Here is a 16,999-nt window from a genome sequence, read left to right as displayed (position 1 = left end):
AGTTATGAAACAATATATAATTCTATTAACTATCCTCATGCCTTTCTTGATTAAGGCACAGACTCTAAATACAGTACCTGTAAATAACTGGAATAACATGAGACTATCCGGGTTTTATGAAAGCATTACATCCCAAACACCTAATCTCCCCAATAAAAATTCAGATTATTATTGGGGTATTAATATTGCACATACAGGCAATAAAAATACAGGGGACAAACCCTACTATTGGGGAGGGCAAATGCTTTTCGAAATAAACAGATCCAACCAGCCTCCAGTCATGTACATCCGCAGTACCAATGAATTAGGAGATGGAATCTGGGCGAAAGTGTTACATAATAAAGGAAACCAATCTATAGAAGGAGATTTAAATGTATCGCAGAATATTAATGCCGGAGGAAATATAAAATTATCGAATGGGGAAATTACATACGTTTACAACGACAATTTTGATTATGATCAAAAAAAGATGGGCTATTATTCTATGAAATGGATTTATGACTCATGGAATCCGGGGGGGCCTACATTGTGGCAAAGTGGGCTGGGAGGAATTAAGTTATTCACCGGAGGTAAACCCAGATTAATTATTAATGCTACAGGAGACATCGGTATCGGGACTGATAATCCACAGGCAAAACTGGATGTTCGAGGTGTAATTTCAGCTACAGAAGTAAAAGTTCAGGTATTAACCGGTGCAGACCATGTCTTTCATGATTCTTACAACTTAAAATCGCTAAGCGAAGTAGAACAATTTGTGCAAGAAAACAAGCACCTACCCGAAATTCCTTCCGAAAAACAAATGCAGGAAGAAGGACTCAATATGAATGAATTCCAGATCAAACTCCTTCAGAAGATCGAAGAGCTAACCCTGTACGTCATTGACCTGAAAAAAGAAAACCAATATCAAGGTAAACTCATAGAAGACCTTCAATCACAACTTTCTACCGGCAAAAACTAAAAGATAATGAAGAAACGATTACTATATATATGGGTATTTTGTTCCTCTATGGGACTGCAGGCTCAAGATATTATCACCTATAATACCGCCCAACCGGCAGGAACAAAAGAGGCCTGCAAAGGCTTCAGCCTAAAACCCGGCTTTTCATTTAAAGCCGCTACTGGAAGCAGCATGGCACTTCGTATCAATACTGCAGCATGTAGTGCTCAGTCATCTAGTACCAACATTTCCGCCAATCAGAACTATGTCGTCACTTTAACACCTCTAGGGCAAACCAAGTCGGTTACTTTTAGTGATAAAGCGATAACTGTTGACCGCAGTATTGAGGGGGATGTAGATGTATTAACTCAGATCCAATACTTCGATGGACTGGGTCGTCCCGTACAGACCATCAATCTGGGAGCAACTCCCTCTAAAAAAGATATGCTTCATCTACAAGAGTATGATGCTTTTGGAAGAGAAAGCAGAACCTGGCTGCCTTTAAACAGCAGTGTGAGTACCGGCGAATATCGTAATCCTGCAGATATTATAACTCGAGCTAATACTGAATATAAGGACAGCCGTGCTTTCAGTGAGCCTAAATATGAAGCATCGCCCTTAAATCGAATCGTAAAACAATATGGACCGGGAGATGCTTGGAAAAATAATCCTGTTACTATCGGCTATCTGACCAATAACAGTACTTATCCTTGTGTAATGTATACTGTAGGTGGTACTAAAGATGCTCCTACCCTCATAAAAGGCAGTAATTACCCTGACGGACAGCTTTATGTTACTCAAATGGGAGATGAGGCTGGCAATATTTCTTATGAGTTCAAAGACAAGCTTGGACAGGTTGTGCTTACCCGACAAATGGAAGGAACCGAAAAATATGATACTTATTATGTGTATGATGATTTCGGGAACCTGACTTTTGTTCTTCCTCCGGTGGCGGCGACTGCGGCGGATCTGAACTTGTACGGATATCAGTATATCTATGACGGGCGTAATCGTTGTACTCAGAAAAAACTGCCCGGAGCCGAGTGGATCTACTATGTATATGACAAAGCCGACCGCCTGATCTTCACACAAGACGGAGAGCAACGAACTAAAGGAGAATGGCTATTTTCCCTTCCCGATGCATTGGGAAGAGCTAGATTAAGTGGTATCTGTACCAAGATGAAAATCGGAACTGCAACAACAGAAACAGCTATAACCATAGGTTCACTTGATAATATTGTAGTTAATGCCACTTGGGCGAAAGCAACAAATACATTTAAAGGCTATACTATTAGTGGCGCTACTCCATCTACCTTCTCTGTTTTAACTGCGAATTATTATGACAGTTACGAGTTTATGGGATTAAATGGCATTCCAGCCATTACGGATACTCACTTTAAACCCGAAACTATCGCCGGATATGGAGTACAATACACCGGAGGACACAAAGGCTTATTGACCGGTAGCTGGACAGCACTACTGGATGGTTCGGCAAGTGGTATCTACAGCGTTATGTATTATGATTACAAAGGACAAGTTATCCAGACCAAATCCAACAACCACCTGCCGGGAGGAATAGAGAAAGAATACATCGCCTATACCTTTGCCGGAAGCCCTACTCAGAAAATGCATGTGCATATGGCTAGTGGAAAAACAACGCAGACTGAACTCTATATGTATGCTTATGACCATGCAGGACGGCTAACCAGCACAAAACATAAGCTTAACACAGGATCAGAAGTCCTGCTTGCCCAAAATACATATGACGAATTAGGTAGATTAAACACCACAACAGCTAATAATCAGCCGAACTTAAAAAACACCTATGCCTATAATATCCGATCGTGGACCAACAGTATCACAAATAACCATTTCATAGAAAAGCTTACCTACAACCTCAATGGTAATATAGCTACCCAAAACTGGTTACAGGATGGAAAAAACCGTACCTATACCTTTGCCTATGATAACCTGTCAAGAATGAAATCGGCGACGTATTCAAACACGGCTGTACCAAAGGAGAAGTTTGCAGAAAACTTGACTTATGATAAGATGGGTAATATCACATCGATCAAAAGGGACGGGCTGACAGGTCAGGATACGTATGGGGTAATTGACGATCTGACTTTCGGTTATACGGGTAACCAGTTGTTATATATTGCTGATACGGGTGCTAGTGTTAGTCTTTCGGCTTCGGCTGACTTCAAGGAGTACAGTAAGGTTACTACGGCTGAATATACTTTTAACAGGAACGGGGCGATGACTAAAGACCTCAATAAGGGGATTGTATCCAGAGAGGGAACAAATCTACGTGATGGAATCTCCTATAATGCATTAAACTTACCTGTGGAAATGGTTATAAATAATGATGAAGTCAAAGCCAAGAACTATTACACTTATACTGCAACTGGAACTAAACTGAAAGTAATACGCCGTTATGACCCCAAAGGTTTTGCTACGCCGTTATTGGGCACAACTCCTGAGAAAGATGGATTAAATCCGAAAAATACGACTGATTATGTAGGCAACAAAATATATGAGGATGGTGTTTTAAAGATGATATTGACTGATAATGGGTATATTGAGGGAAATTCTTATTATTTTTACATCAAGGATCATCTGGGTAATAACCGTGTAGTGGCTAATGCTTCTGCCGGTGCTATTCAGAGTAATCAGTTTTATCCTTTCGGAATGGCGTTTGCCGAGGGGACTACGACCGAGCAGGGTAAGCAGCCGTATAAGTATAATGGCAAGGAGTTGGATCAGATTCATGGGCTTAATCTGTATGATTATAGTGCTAGGTATTATGATCCGGCATATAGCAGGTTTACGACGGTGGATCCATTGGCGGAAAAATATTATAGTATCTCTCCTTATGTATACGCCGCAAATAATCCGATGAAGTTTATTGACCCGACAGGGATGGCATACAGATATGTTTACGCTAATGAAGAAGAAGGAGAGAAAGGGGGCTACTATGTAAATGATGATGGTGAAAGAGCAGAATGGGAAGAGGTACAAAAATGGCTTACTGCTACGGATAATATAACAGACCAAAATGACAACTGGGGAGATCTATCCCTGTATGTATATGGTAACCTACAATATGTCACGGACAACCTCTCTGCTGCTCAATTCTCTGGAGCATCATTGGGACACAGTTGGATTAAATTGAATGGAAATAACGGATCTGTTACAACTTTTGGTACTTTTAAAAAAGGGATTGTAGCAGATGGCTTAAATCAAGGGAAAACTTTTCAAGTGAATTACGAGAAAGAACTTGCATATAAATACGAAGGGAATCCTGAGGCTTTTACATATATGAGTATGCCCATAACAAATAAACAACGTTTGCTAATAGATATGTTTAATCTGAATAAAGATAATAAAGGTAATAGTATATCGACAGATAATACAAAATGGGGAAATTTTCAAAATTGTACAGATTATGCAGTTTCCTTATGGAATACTATTACCGGGAATGATTTATACCCATCGTCTTGGGTTAGATACCCGACAACTTTATATAAAGATATTAGTTCAAGAATTCCTGTATTCTTACCTACAAAAAAGAAATGAAAAAAGAAATAATTTTAATATTACTTTTACTAAGTATAGTGTCTTGCCAAGATCATAAATTTAAAGATGAATATTTATCTTTCATTAGTTTATCAAGGAATTATCAGGATTCAATAGATATCTCGCTGATTAGTTCATCTATGGTCATTGGAGAATATAAGACTTATTTAAGTAACGACACACTCAATATTGATATTATATATATTAGCTCAAATCCCCAGAAGCGTGTAAAATCTATCCATTTAACTCCTTCTGTCAAATATATTAATCTACAATCCAGATATATATATATAGTTGATTCTATTAGAGGAAAATATTATAATAACTCTCAAAGGAGTCATTAAGAACAAGCCTAGCGGAAATTACTATTTTTACATACGTGACCATTTGGGTAATAACCGTTTGATGATTGATGCAGTGGCATCGGTGGTGCAAAGCAACCATTATTATCCATTCGGAATGAGTTTTGCAGAGAGTACCAATCAGGAAAAGCAGCCCTATAAATACAACAACAAAGAGTTGGATGATAGGGCAGGCTTAAACTGGTATGATTACTCGGTAGAATGAAGGATTATTGGGGGTTTCCGACGATAGACCCACTCAGTAAGAAGTTCTACAACTGGTCACCCTATGTGTATGTAACTAATAATCCGATGAGATTTACCGCCCCTACGGGGATGTGGAAGAAAGATGGTAATGGAAATCTAGTTGCTGAAGATAAAGATACGGATGAAACTTTAGCGAAATATCTTAATACAACTAAAGAGATTGCAATTAGTATGATGCTTGAACAAAAATTCTCAACAAATAAAAAAGGAGATGCTATTATGGGGACGGGTGATGTATTTGAGATTGGGAATGATAGTTATGGAGAAAAAGTTGGAGGATACGGAGGAGAAATACAATCTCAAGCTGGTTCTCAGTTTAGCAAAGATATGTTTTGGAATTACTGGAATGGAAAAGGAGATGTAGACATTAAAGGGCAAAGATTTGCAAGTATTCTTATGTACCTGAAAGAAAATAAATCAGTTCCAACAGATTTAGACAGTAAAGGTGATAAAATAACAGGGAAAGTAGTTTCTTTCTACGAGAGTGAAGAATATGCACTTGTTTTTGGACGAGCAACGGTATATTACGACCCAAAGGGACGTGTTGTTGGCTTATTTGATAATTATGATTTTGATTCAAAGTCTTTTGGGACTAGATCTCCTAAAAATGAAATAAAAACTAGACTTGTCAATTTCTTTTCACCTAGCTTTTCAAAACCTTTTAATATACGATATGGAAAATCTAAATAGAATCGTCATCATACTGTTTACTCTGACCTTTTTTAGTTGCACGGAGTATAATATGAATGAAATAGAAAAGTATAGCGGACTATCTTTGGAGAATAAAATAACTTACAATAATAGGATAGAGGAATGGGATAACTTTAAGGGAGATGGTTGTGCTTTTCTTATATTTGATATAAAAAAACATATAGAGAAGATCTTAAAAATAAGGTAAAAAATAAAAAATGGAATGAGTTCGGTATAGACTCTAATAGTCCAAATTTCAGTTCGGAAATAGATATTTCGAAACATCGAGAGGAAGTTTCTGAATATCTGCATAATGCTAAAGGGTTTTTCTTAAGAGAACAAACAGAGAAAGAAATAAGAAATATATTGATCGATACAACTAATAATAGACTAATATATTATTATATTCTTTTTTGAAAAGTTGCGTTTAGAGCCTTTTATCTCTAATATTTTATATATGAAAGAAGAGTTAATAAAATATTTAAATAGTATAAAGTCATCTACTGTAACCAAAAGTACAAGTGGAGGTACTGCAGGTTCTATTATTAAAATGGAGCTGAATAATGAGAATTCTTTATTTATATTATATATTGAGTGTGCTTGGCGAATAGAAAATAAAAACAGAGTGGTAGCTACATCTGCAGATGATATTCAAGCAGTAACAGGATTAATAGCTAAAAGTACTAGAATGCTGGAAGGGCAAGGTGTAGATTCTATAACAATAACTCCTTTTTACGATTTATTCATTAATTTCACTAACGGTTTTTGTCTCAATATTTTTTGTATTCTATCATACACTTATGAATTTGATACTAATTGGCAGTTATGGATTCCTAATCAAAATTTAAGTTTTGAAATTACGAATCATTTTCAGGTCAAAAAGGGAAAATACTACTAAAATCTTCTAATAACCCTCGGATATAAAATTCGAGGGTTATTACGTTTTATACCTGTTTTCTTTATCGTCATTTTCATTAGATTATATAAAAGTTTAAAATAGATACTAATATTATTCTATAATCACTATGTTTTCGATAATTTTAGTCGGTTATTACACGTAATAATAACCGACTATAGACATAAAACATTAACCATAACTCATAATATTTTAAAAGCATGAATCAATACCGCAAACCCAAAGTAATAGCCCTGTTGTTATGTATTTTTCTAATTACAGCCTGTAGTAATGACGATGAACCAACTATAAAACCATCGGTAAGGTCGATAGAAATGGAAGGAGAAGGTGGCGAAGCCGACATTTTGCTAAATATCGAGGATATCAAAATTGCCAATATTATAAATAAAAATGGCAATATGGATATATTTGGTGAAGTCTACACTCTCGATGGAAGAGTCACAAAAAATACAAAACTCGAATTAACCGGACTAGGAAAAGTGGAAAGCATATGGAAGGACAAAGGTTTCCGAATTGTACGCAACACTCCATCACAGTTAAAAGTAATAGTAGAGGAAAATAATACCGGTGAAGATTTCAATTTTACCATAGTTTTGAAATCGGGTAATGAGCTGACAGAAATTACTATCCTGCAAAAAAAATCGCAGGGATATACTTTCGATAAAATAGAATATTCAATACAAAAAGACGATTCGGACTCTATATATACAACCAAAGGGAGCAGATCATATAACTTTGATATAGGTAGCCCTATGGAAATGTCAACTTTTCCGTTCTTAAATCTCAATAAGCAATCGTTTTTCGAAAGTAGCGACAAAAATGCTTTCACGTGGTATGACACAAGCAAAGTGGAAGTTAAAGTTCCATCTGGCATTTATAACAACGAAATTTACTACAACGGAGATAAAAGCAGATACAGCTACGGTACAGATACAAGACCAACCCAACTTGAAGAAGTGGAGACAAAAATCAATGTACCTATTGGCAAGTCGCATTTCTATTTTGAAATTCAATATCGCAAACGGAAAGTATCTTATCTTCTGACACTTATTAACAATCGAACTAAGAACACGAAAACCATAGAAGGTAAATGGATAGAAATTACACCCACCGGAACCTATACACTTATTCAGGAAAAAGCAGACTAAACCTGAGATTCTTAAGATTACTAAAACTATAACTGGGTTACAATAAATATGAAAAATCTGATGATCGCATTTTTAGTTATATTTATTACTACCTCTTTTTGTTCTTGTGTAGTAGTAAACTCTCTTTTAGGTTATGATGAATGCAATTATCCTGATTGCTCTGAACAATGCGTTCGCGACTGTAATTACTGCATCACTCATTGCAATACGTATATCATTCCTGCAGATCTAGAAAAGAAAGCCGATAAGTCTATAAATGAACAAATGAAGCGCTACAAGTCTGATCAAAAACAAGATTGGAAAAAGTAAAATATTATTTACATAATACTATATACCTAAAAGAGGGTAGGATCTGCAGATCCTACCCTCTTAAACTATTTAATTAAAAATACGAACTCATTAATATGAGTATGAAAAAAGGTTTCCTTATTATACTTTAATTTTCAGACTTTGATCTTATACTCGGATTGACCGGAAGATAACAAGGTGTGCTGTTTACTGTTATTGGATTACCATTAACAGTTCCACATCTGTCGGTTACTACTACACGATAATAATTAGCACCCGATTGAATCTTTACGGGAGGCATATAATTAGCGGCAGTAGCTCCGGAGATATTTGTCCAGCCTGTTGTACCATTCGCACTCGTTTGCCATTGATAAGTATACGCACCACTACCTCCTGTTATTGCACCACTCAGTGCATTTGCCGGAGTACGCACGCATACAGCCTGTGGCAATGCAACCGTACCTGCTGTCAACGGGGCATATACGGTAACATACGCACTGTCTTTCACTGCTTCGCCGCAAAATTCGGGCATAACCGAAACCTTATACCATCCCGACATGCTTGCTGTTGCATTGGGAATAGTCGGATTTTGAGCAGTAGAAGTGTAACCGTTAGGACCTGTCCAATTATAAGCAGTATTACCGAGTGTAGTACATTTCAATACTATGGTTTCACCAGTACAGACACTGCTCGGATCAGCATTTACAATACGGGCTGTACTCAGTTTAGCCAAAGTTACCTTTTGACTGAACTCATTACCACACTGATCTTTAATACGTGCGGTATAAGTATGCTCAGCTTCTCCATAATTAAAATGCACCTGACCTGATGATACCAAATCTGTTGCAACTAATTTAGTTGTATTAGCCTCATCCCATAACTGATAGGTGTAAGGTGCCACTCCGTTGATAGCTTTCAGGAGGATAATCCCGGTCACATTATCAACACATTCATAAGCACTCGTACCTGTATTGTCCAATGCCAATGGTGGAGCCGTATAAACAATCGTTTTAGTATTGATAACACATCCGGTAGCACTGTTGGTATTTAGAATACCAAGCGTATAAGTTCCCGGTGCTGAGAAGATAAAAGAGCCTCCGGTAGTGATTACGGTTTTGTCGTAACCTGCCGGTCCATTTGTCAAACGGTAGTAGGTGGTAATATTCGCACTTTCGTAAGTCATGGATCCCGAGGGAGTAACCTTCATACCAGCACATGTATTCTCGGTGGTATATGCCAAAGCCTTTCCACTATACACACCTCTTTGTATAAGTTGGGTAACCACAGGTGTACCACAACCATAATCGGTTGTCAGCGTATAGTTTCCGGCAGGAATCGTTGCTGTTGGCCAATAATAATACCAAGCCGAACTAGTAGATGTATAGGTTTGAGTAGTATATCCGGCAGGACCGGTTATCGTAAATTTAGTACCTGCAGGCCAAGGTGTATTACTTGATACACTGGTATAAAAATACCCGTTATCTTCAATACATGCATTACTGGAGCTACGACTGAAGTTAACCGTTGTAGGCAGAGTTGATGCCACACTTTTAGTAGTAGTATATGTATAACCATTGCCATAAACAGCAGTAAAAGTATATGTTTGTCCGTAATTCAAGGGACAAGATGGACGATAACTGGTAGAGTTAAGAATCTCATCGGTACAGATAACTTTGCCCGTAGCATCTTTAATAGTTACATTAACCGGCCAGCAAGTATTAGCCGACGGAACGGCGTATTGGAGCTTGTAAGTACTACAATCGATCAGATTATTAGTAAAAAGTATATTACGATTTGTATTTACAGAAGATGTTATAGCCTTTCCGTTAGATCCGGTTATAGTTATTGTATAACTGGTATCGTAATCTAAAGTAACCGGTATGCCATTCACATCATATGACCAACTCGGATTACTGTATATTACTGCTCCTCCGACTGTTTTGGTTACCGAAACCGTAGCCGGATAACAGATCATATTATAATAACCTACCGAATAAGGAGATACTTTATATACGTAATTATTACAGTCTCTACTAATATAGCTATTATTCATAATCGGATTATAAAAATTACTATTATAAAAAGTATAGCCTGTTGGACAACCTTTGAGACGAGTATACACGGATAAACTGTTAGCCGTATAAAAATTAGAATAAGTAGATGGAGATATATCTAATGTTAAATAAGCACCGGATACAAGATTTGCAGATGTCCACGGAGTCCATACAGCAGGCATATTACCAACAGCTGCTGCCCCCATCTCATACATCCCATCCTGATAATAGCGGTAATAATCAGCATTGGAGTTACTAACCGATGATGCATAAAGCTTAATCTGATTACAAACACCATCCGTTAAAATAGGATAAAATCCGGTAGAGTTCGTATAATAGGGCGGTGGATATCCGGTTACCTGCCCCAATGTAAAAGTAGCTACTGAGGTATAACAACCGTCTTGTATCTGGATAGTATAGTTTCCCGCAGGATAATTTTGTCCGGGCAATGTATATGTTGTTCCACTCTTGGTTGGTGTAATTACACCGGTGGCTACACCGGCAGGTGCAGATGTAATATTAAAAGTAAAAGTTCCACTGCCATCCGTTACGTTCAATACAATAATACCCGTGTTACACACATCGTATGATTTACGTGAACTCGCAGCATTAAAAGAAGCCGAAGGCACTTTATAGTTACCTCCCACAACTACATTACTTACCGTTTTTACAACGTTGTAATTGGCATCTACCTGACAAAAAGCACGTACACTAACGGTGTAGGTACCTGCAGGGATATTGGTCAGCACATTACTTTCCTGCGGATTGATAACCGCAGCACCAGTAGAAGTAGTCAGCCCGTATTGTACATTGGAAAGATTGGTTACATCGCCATTAAGAGTTACGGTTATTGTTCCGTTTGCCTGACAAGTAGAGGGAGTGGATGTTGTACTTACCGTGAAGGATGACGAACATGTCTGGGCGGTCACATTTACGACCGAAAATATAAATAAGCAAAGAAAAACGATAGTATAGTATAGCTGTTTCATGATTATTTTTGTTTGGTCATGGTAAGGACTAATTTACCTTCTAAAGGAAAACTATATTGAGAATTTCCATATAAAAAACCGGTAATAAATGTGAGTGTATTACCTTCAATTGAAAACGAATAAGGTGTTAGTTGTACCGGATAATTAGGCTTTGGGATACTTTGATCCGTTTTTTTGGCAGAAGCTTCTATCGGGACAGGTATTAATTCGTTTAAATCTTTTACGATATAATTAATACTGTCGGACAACATACAAGACGTTAGCTGTCCGTCATTTATGTTCGCTTCCCGAAACACACTTCCGAAGAATACATCTTTTTCATTTGATAATGTAGAAAGGTCATTTATAGTGCGGGTATCAATCACCGATCTAGAGTTAGCGTTATAAACCGTAAGGGTTGCTTTTTGAAAAAAGTATGTCCCTCTTGTCTTATCGTGATGCACCTTTTGCGAGTATGCAGATAAAGCACATAGGCATAACAAACCTATATGAAATAGTTTTTTCATAATTAATTATTGTTTAGTTGTAGTATGCTTATTACTTTACCTTAAAGACAATATTCATAAATGTTTTTTCGGAAATGGTAAATGTTGCGGGTAATTTATATGTTAATACGCCGGTGTTAGTCAGTGCAATATTTTGATAAACCGTATTATCGTAATAAGTAATAAAATACTCCAGAGAATTGCTTGCAGAAACGGGTAATGCTGTTGCTCCGGGGCTTTTTGAGGTATTTGCGGAGTTAGTCAATTTGAACTGATTAGAATAAGCCTGATACAGATCGATAGTGAATGTCTGCGTTGATGCATTGTAAGAAGGATCTGAGGTATTAGTTGGCAGTACAATCGACGGCATGTAGAAAAATCTCAGAGCCGGATCTGGAGCCATAGCCTGCCAAAGAGTTCCATCAAAATAATAATAACCTGCGGCTATAACATTTCGGGTTTTTGTTGTTGCCGTACCCGTCATGCTTGTCACATAAACAATAGTACCGGTTTGATCTGAAGTGTATTTGGCATCCTTTGCAGCCAATTGTGCAAGTGTAAGCCGGGGGGCCGTTAAGCCTTCTGCCGTAGTAGCGTCAATAGTACCTGCATGAATATCCAATGTCACCTTAGGATCGGTTGAATTGACTCCTATTTGTGCATGTACAAGACCAATACTAGAGATTCCCAGCATTAATAGAATAATCCTTTTCATTTGTTGTCGTTGTCGTTAGTTAAAAAAATATCCCAATCAAGATACAAAAGTAACTAAATAAAACAAAAAGACACAAATAACAGTCAACTATTTCCGCTATCCATATGTTAATATTGATAATTCATACATAATATCATTTATTTTACAAAAACTATTACAAAGATCCCTCTTAAATATTTGCATTTATACTCAACCAAACAATGAGGGTGAAATACTAAATAGTATTTCACCCTCATTGTTTGGTTTCTATTATGTCATGATGCAGAAAGTATCTGCATACTCAGGCCTATTTTAACGTTCGCCTCTTGACCGGATATTCGGATTGACCGGAAGATAACAAGGAGTGCTGTTTACTGTTATTGGATTACCATTAACAGTTCCACATCTGTCGGTTACTACTACACGATAATAATTAGCACCCGATTGAATCTTTACGGGAGGCGTATAATTAGCGGCAGTAGCTCCGGATATATCTGTCCAAGCAGTCGAACCATCAAGACTTGTTTGCCATTGATAGGTATAATTGCCGCTACCACCAGTTATTGCACCACTCAGTGCATTTGCCGGAGTACGCACGCATACAGCCTGTGGCAATGCAACCGTACCTGCTGTCAACGGAGCATATACAGTAACATACGCACTGTCTTTTACTGCTTCGCCGCAAAATTCGGGCATAACCGAAACCTTATACCATCCGGTCATATTAGCTGTTGCATTGGGAATAGTGGGATTTTGAGCAGTAGAAGTGTATCCGTTTGGACCTGTCCATGTATAAGCTGTAGTACCTAGTGTTGTACACTTCAATACAATTGTTTCGCCTGTACAGATACTACTAGGATCAGCATTTACAATACGGGCAGTCTTCAACCTAGCTAGCGTTACCTTTTGGCTAAATTCATTACCACACTGGTCTTTAACACGGACTGTATACGTTGCTCCTGCATCTCCATAATTAAAAATCGCCCTATCTGAAGACACCAAGTCTGTCGCAACCAATTTTGTCGTATTAGCCTCATCCCATAACTGATACGTATAAGGGGCTACTCCGTTGGTTCCTTTTACAATAATAATTCCTGTCACATCGTCCACACATGTATAAGCACTTGTACCTGTATTATCCAATGCCAATGGAGGAGCTGTGTAAACTATTGTTTTTGTATTGATAACACACCCCGTAGCACTGTTTGTATTTAAAATACCTAAAGTGTAAGTTCCGGGGGTAGATAAGGTAAATGATCCTCCGGGACCAATTACTGTTTGATCATAACCGGCAGGACCGTTAGTCAAACGATAATAAGTTGTTGTATTGTTACCCTGATAAGTCATTGTTCCTGTAGGAAAAACTTTCGTACCCTCACAGGTATTCTGGGTAGTATATGCCAGATTCCTCCCACTATATGCTCCAGGTAGATTTACAACTGTCGTTATTGGCAAAGCACCAGGACAAGTACTATTAACAGTCAAAGTATAAGTTCCCGCAGGCAAAGTAGTCGACGGAAAATAATAGTAATACGACTGGGAGGTAGCTGTATACGTTTGTGTCGTATATCCCGCAGGACCTGTTACAGTCATAGTAGTACCTGCGGGGAAATTAATTCCACCGGTTGAGTAAATATACAATTGTCCATAGTCTTCTATACAAGAATTAGGTGAATTAATCGACATTGTATAAGCAGTAGGCTGATTGGCATTCCTGATAGGTATCGTATAAGTATACGAACGCAAAGGGTCAGTTCCCACATATACTGCATCGAAGCGATAGGATTTACCATACTCCAACGCAGTAGTTGCAGACGATGTAGAGGTAAGCCTATTCGTATATATAACAGTCCCTGTAGCAACCTCTGTGATAGTCACATCAATAGGATAACACGGTTCATAAGAACTATACGTCAAATTATAAGTAGTACTACATGGCACATCCGAGTACGACAAAGACATGTTTGATCTGCTTGTATTTGGTGCTAGCGGTGACAGAGCTTTTCCGGCGGCATCAGTTATCGCCACATTATAACCAACACCATATTGAAGAGCAATTGAACTATAGGATGAAGCAGAGGCAGCCGGTATAGAACCTGTGTATATAACAGTACCTGCACCCGGATTTGTTGTTTGGGTTATAACAACAGAAAGAGGATAACACAAATTACCATCGTAATCGGTCCAAGGTCTATAACTAAACAAATAATCATCACACCTACGAGTATAACTTGTAGTTGCGTATGGCTGCCTTAAATTTGTCAACGAAGTGGTATAAGAATTAGGACATCCCTTTACCCGTAGATATACTACCATTGAATTAGACGCATAGAAATCAGAGAGACTATATGGAGATAAGTCTAATACATAAGGGCTGGCACTACCCGGTTTCCATGAATACCAATTGGTGGGCATTGCAGCACCTGCTTTAGTGATACCTATTTCATACATTCCATCCGTATAATAACGATAAAAATCCGGATCACTGTTAGATACAGTTCCTGGATAAACTTTTAGAGAACTACAGTCTCCATCGATAAGTGTCGGATAAAAGGAAGTATTAGTAATAGCAATAGGAGGAAATCCTGTGATCTGCCCCAAAGTAAAAGTAGCTACAGAGGTGTAACAACCATCTTGAATCTGTACAGAATAATTACCCGCAGGATAATCCTGTGCAGGGAATGTATAAAGGGTTCCCGACTTAGTAGGTACCACCTCACCAAGGGCTACACCTGCAGGTGCAGAAGTGATGTTAAAAGTAAATGTTCCACTACCATCAGTCACATTCAATGCGATAATACCGGTATTACAAGTACTGTATGATTTACGAGAGGAACCTGCATTGAAAGAGGCAGAAGGTACTTTATAGTTACCACCTACAATTACATTGGCAACTGTTTTTACAACGTTATAATTTTCATCGACCTTACAAAATGCACGCACAGTAACCGTATAGCTACCCGCTGGAATATTTGTCAGAACATTGTTTTCCTGCGGATTGATAACTGCGGCACCGGCAGAAGTAGTCAATCCATATTGTACATTAGTAAGATTGGTTAAATCACCATTAAGAGTTACGGTTATTGTTCCGTTTGCCTGGCAAGTAGAGGGAGTGGATGTTGTACTTACCGTAAAAATTGAAGAACAAGTCTGAGCTGCTATGCTGCCTATTGAAAATATAAGGAGCAACAGACAAGTTATCCTTAAATAGAATTGTTTCATTGTTATTTCTGTTTAATCATAGTAAGAACTAATTTTCCTTCTAACGTATAAGGGTAACGCGAATCTCCGTATACATACATTACGGAAATTGTCAAGACACCACCGTTAACCGACATTGTGTAAGGCTCTAATTGGCCGGAAAAAACACGACCTACGGTAGGTTCTTTCTTTTCATCCTTGAAAGGAACTTGTGCCTTAAGTGCCGATAATTTAACACCATCATCTTTCACGGCGTAATCCTTTTCATCAGGTAATGTGCAATATAACAATGAACCGTTATTAATAATTGCTCGTCTGAAAACATTCTGAAAAAATATATCTTCAGGAGTCACTGATCCGGGATCTGTAATCACTCGTGTATTGACCTCTGCTTTAGAATTATAGTTATAGAGAGTAAATGTTGCTTTTTCAAATAGATACGTTTCATTACCACTTATGCCTTTCGAGGTTTGTGAATACATAGAAGTAGTATACAAACATAACATCAATATATATAGTATTTTCATAATTTTATTATCTTATTTAGCTTACTATTTTACCTTGAATACAATATTCATAAATGTTTTTTCGGAAATAGTAAAAGTTGCAGGTAATTTATATGTTAATACGCCGGTATTAGTCAGTGCAATATTTTGATAAACCGTATTATCGTAATAAGTAATAAAATACTCCAGAGAATTGCTTGCCGAAACGGGTAATGCTGTGGCTCCGGGGCTTTTGGAGGTATTTGCGGAGTTAGTCAATTTGAACTGATTAGAATAAGCCTGATACAGATCGATAGTGAATGTCTGCGTTGATGCATTGTAAGAAGGATCTGAGGTATTAGTTGGCAGTACAATCGATGGCATGTAGAAAAATCTCAGAGCAGGATCTGGAGCCATAGCCTGCCAAAGAGTTCCATCAAAATAATAATAACCTGCGGCTATAACATTTCGGGTTTTTGTTGTTGCCGTACCCGTCATGCTTGTCACATAAACAATAGTACCGGTTTGATCTGAAGTGTATTTGGCATCCTTTGCAGCCAATTGTGCAAGTGTAAGCCGAGGAGCCGTTAAGCCTTCTGCCGTAGTAGCATCAATTGTACCTGCTTGAATATCCAATGTCACCTTAGGATCGGTTGAATTGACTCCTATTTGTGCATGTACAAGACCAATACTAGAGATTCCCAGCATTAATAGAATAATCCTTTTCATTTGTTGTCGTTATTGTTGTTGTCGTTAGTTAAAATCTATCCAAATAAAGACACAAAAGTAATTAAATAAAACAAAAAGACATAAATAACAGTCTATTTTTTTCGCTATTCATATGTTAATACCGGTAATTCATACATAATATCATTTATTTTGCTAAAGCTACAACAAAGCCCCTCTTAAATATTTGCATTTATAC

The 16,999-nt window shown here is 37.7% G+C and carries 12 protein-coding genes; 6 read left to right on the top strand and 6 right to left on the bottom strand.

What is annotated here, in order from left to right; genetic code table 11:
• The first annotated feature begins 4 nt into the window (after positions 1-4).
• From G7051_RS18145 to G7051_RS13155, 6 genes are all read left to right on the top strand, one after another.
• Positions 5-958, top strand: coding sequence for a hypothetical protein (locus tag G7051_RS18145; RefSeq protein ID WP_185154989.1), 954 nt, complete (start codon positions 5-7; stop codon positions 956-958).
• A gap of 6 nt (positions 959-964) precedes the next feature.
• Complete coding sequence (locus G7051_RS13175) at positions 965-4,516, top strand: DUF6443 domain-containing protein (protein ID WP_166200979.1); 3,552 nt, start codon at positions 965-967, stop codon at positions 4,514-4,516.
• A 294-nt stretch (positions 4,517-4,810) separates the two neighbouring features.
• Positions 4,811-5,083 carry an RHS repeat domain-containing protein gene (locus G7051_RS13170; protein WP_166200977.1) on the top strand — a complete coding sequence of 91 codons (273 nt, stop codon included), beginning with the start codon at positions 4,811-4,813 and terminating at the stop codon, positions 5,081-5,083.
• Complete coding sequence (locus G7051_RS13165; protein WP_166200975.1) at positions 5,080-5,814, top strand: hypothetical protein; 735 nt, start codon at positions 5,080-5,082, stop codon at positions 5,812-5,814. The genes G7051_RS13170 and G7051_RS13165 overlap by 4 nt, the downstream gene beginning before the upstream one ends.
• A gap of 457 nt (positions 5,815-6,271) precedes the next feature.
• Complete coding sequence (locus G7051_RS13160) at positions 6,272-6,712, top strand: hypothetical protein (RefSeq protein WP_166200973.1); 441 nt, start codon at positions 6,272-6,274, stop codon at positions 6,710-6,712.
• 218 nt (positions 6,713-6,930) lie between these two features.
• The gene (locus G7051_RS13155; protein ID WP_166200971.1) at positions 6,931-7,878 is read left to right on the top strand and encodes a hypothetical protein; all 948 of its coding nucleotides are present in this window, start codon (positions 6,931-6,933) and stop codon (positions 7,876-7,878) included.
• Positions 7,879-8,314: 436 nt separating this feature from the next.
• Here G7051_RS13155 and G7051_RS13150 read toward each other — a convergent pair whose 3' ends face one another.
• The 6 genes from G7051_RS13150 to G7051_RS13125 form a co-directional block, all read right to left on the bottom strand.
• The gene (locus tag G7051_RS13150; protein ID WP_166200968.1) at positions 8,315-11,209 is read right to left on the bottom strand and encodes a hypothetical protein; all 2,895 of its coding nucleotides are present in this window, start codon (positions 11,207-11,209) and stop codon (positions 8,315-8,317) included.
• 2 nt (positions 11,210-11,211) lie between these two features.
• A complete protein-coding gene (locus G7051_RS13145; RefSeq protein ID WP_166200966.1) occupies positions 11,212-11,715 on the bottom strand; it encodes a hypothetical protein in 504 nt (167 codons plus the stop codon).
• A gap of 31 nt (positions 11,716-11,746) precedes the next feature.
• Positions 11,747-12,409 carry a hypothetical protein gene (locus G7051_RS13140; RefSeq protein ID WP_166200964.1) on the bottom strand — a complete coding sequence of 221 codons (663 nt, stop codon included), beginning with the start codon at positions 12,407-12,409 and terminating at the stop codon, positions 11,747-11,749.
• Between the two features lie 291 nt (positions 12,410-12,700).
• Complete coding sequence (locus G7051_RS13135; RefSeq protein WP_166200962.1) at positions 12,701-15,610, bottom strand: hypothetical protein; 2,910 nt, start codon at positions 15,608-15,610, stop codon at positions 12,701-12,703.
• A gap of 2 nt (positions 15,611-15,612) precedes the next feature.
• Positions 15,613-16,116 (bottom strand): hypothetical protein, encoded by a 504-nt coding sequence (locus tag G7051_RS13130; protein ID WP_166115990.1) that lies wholly within the window; start codon positions 16,114-16,116, stop codon positions 15,613-15,615.
• A 24-nt stretch (positions 16,117-16,140) separates the two neighbouring features.
• A complete protein-coding gene (locus tag G7051_RS13125) occupies positions 16,141-16,803 on the bottom strand; it encodes a hypothetical protein (protein WP_166115988.1) in 663 nt (220 codons plus the stop codon).
• Positions 16,804-16,999 lie beyond the last annotated feature (196 nt).

This window comes from Dysgonomonas sp. HDW5B (genome assembly GCF_011299335.1).
Lineage (GTDB): Bacteria > Bacteroidota > Bacteroidia > Bacteroidales > Dysgonomonadaceae > Dysgonomonas_A.
Note: the sequence above shows the minus strand (reverse complement) of the source record. Positions and strands in the feature narration are given on the sequence as shown.

What these genes read in the sequence shown, in the direction of transcription:
- G7051_RS13175 (WP_166200979.1), top strand. Translation starts at nt 965, where the DNA reads ATGAAGAAACGATTACTATATATATGGGTATTTTGTTCCTCTATGGGA.
- G7051_RS13135 (WP_166200962.1), bottom strand. Translation starts at nt 15,610, where the DNA reads ATGAAACAATTCTATTTAAGGATAACTTGTCTGTTGCTCCTTATATTT.
- G7051_RS13165 (WP_166200975.1), top strand. Translation starts at nt 5,080, where the DNA reads ATGAAGGATTATTGGGGGTTTCCGACGATAGACCCACTCAGTAAGAAG.
- G7051_RS13155 (WP_166200971.1), top strand. Translation starts at nt 6,931, where the DNA reads ATGAATCAATACCGCAAACCCAAAGTAATAGCCCTGTTGTTATGTATT.
- G7051_RS13140 (WP_166200964.1), bottom strand. Translation starts at nt 12,409, where the DNA reads ATGAAAAGGATTATTCTATTAATGCTGGGAATCTCTAGTATTGGTCTT.
- G7051_RS13145 (WP_166200966.1), bottom strand. Translation starts at nt 11,715, where the DNA reads ATGAAAAAACTATTTCATATAGGTTTGTTATGCCTATGTGCTTTATCT.
- G7051_RS13125 (WP_166115988.1), bottom strand. Translation starts at nt 16,803, where the DNA reads ATGAAAAGGATTATTCTATTAATGCTGGGAATCTCTAGTATTGGTCTT.
- G7051_RS13130 (WP_166115990.1), bottom strand. Translation starts at nt 16,116, where the DNA reads ATGAAAATACTATATATATTGATGTTATGTTTGTATACTACTTCTATG.
- G7051_RS18145 (WP_185154989.1), top strand. Translation starts at nt 5, where the DNA reads ATGAAACAATATATAATTCTATTAACTATCCTCATGCCTTTCTTGATT.
- G7051_RS13150 (WP_166200968.1), bottom strand. Translation starts at nt 11,209, where the DNA reads ATGAAACAGCTATACTATACTATCGTTTTTCTTTGCTTATTTATATTT.
- G7051_RS13160 (WP_166200973.1), top strand. Translation starts at nt 6,272, where the DNA reads ATGAAAGAAGAGTTAATAAAATATTTAAATAGTATAAAGTCATCTACT.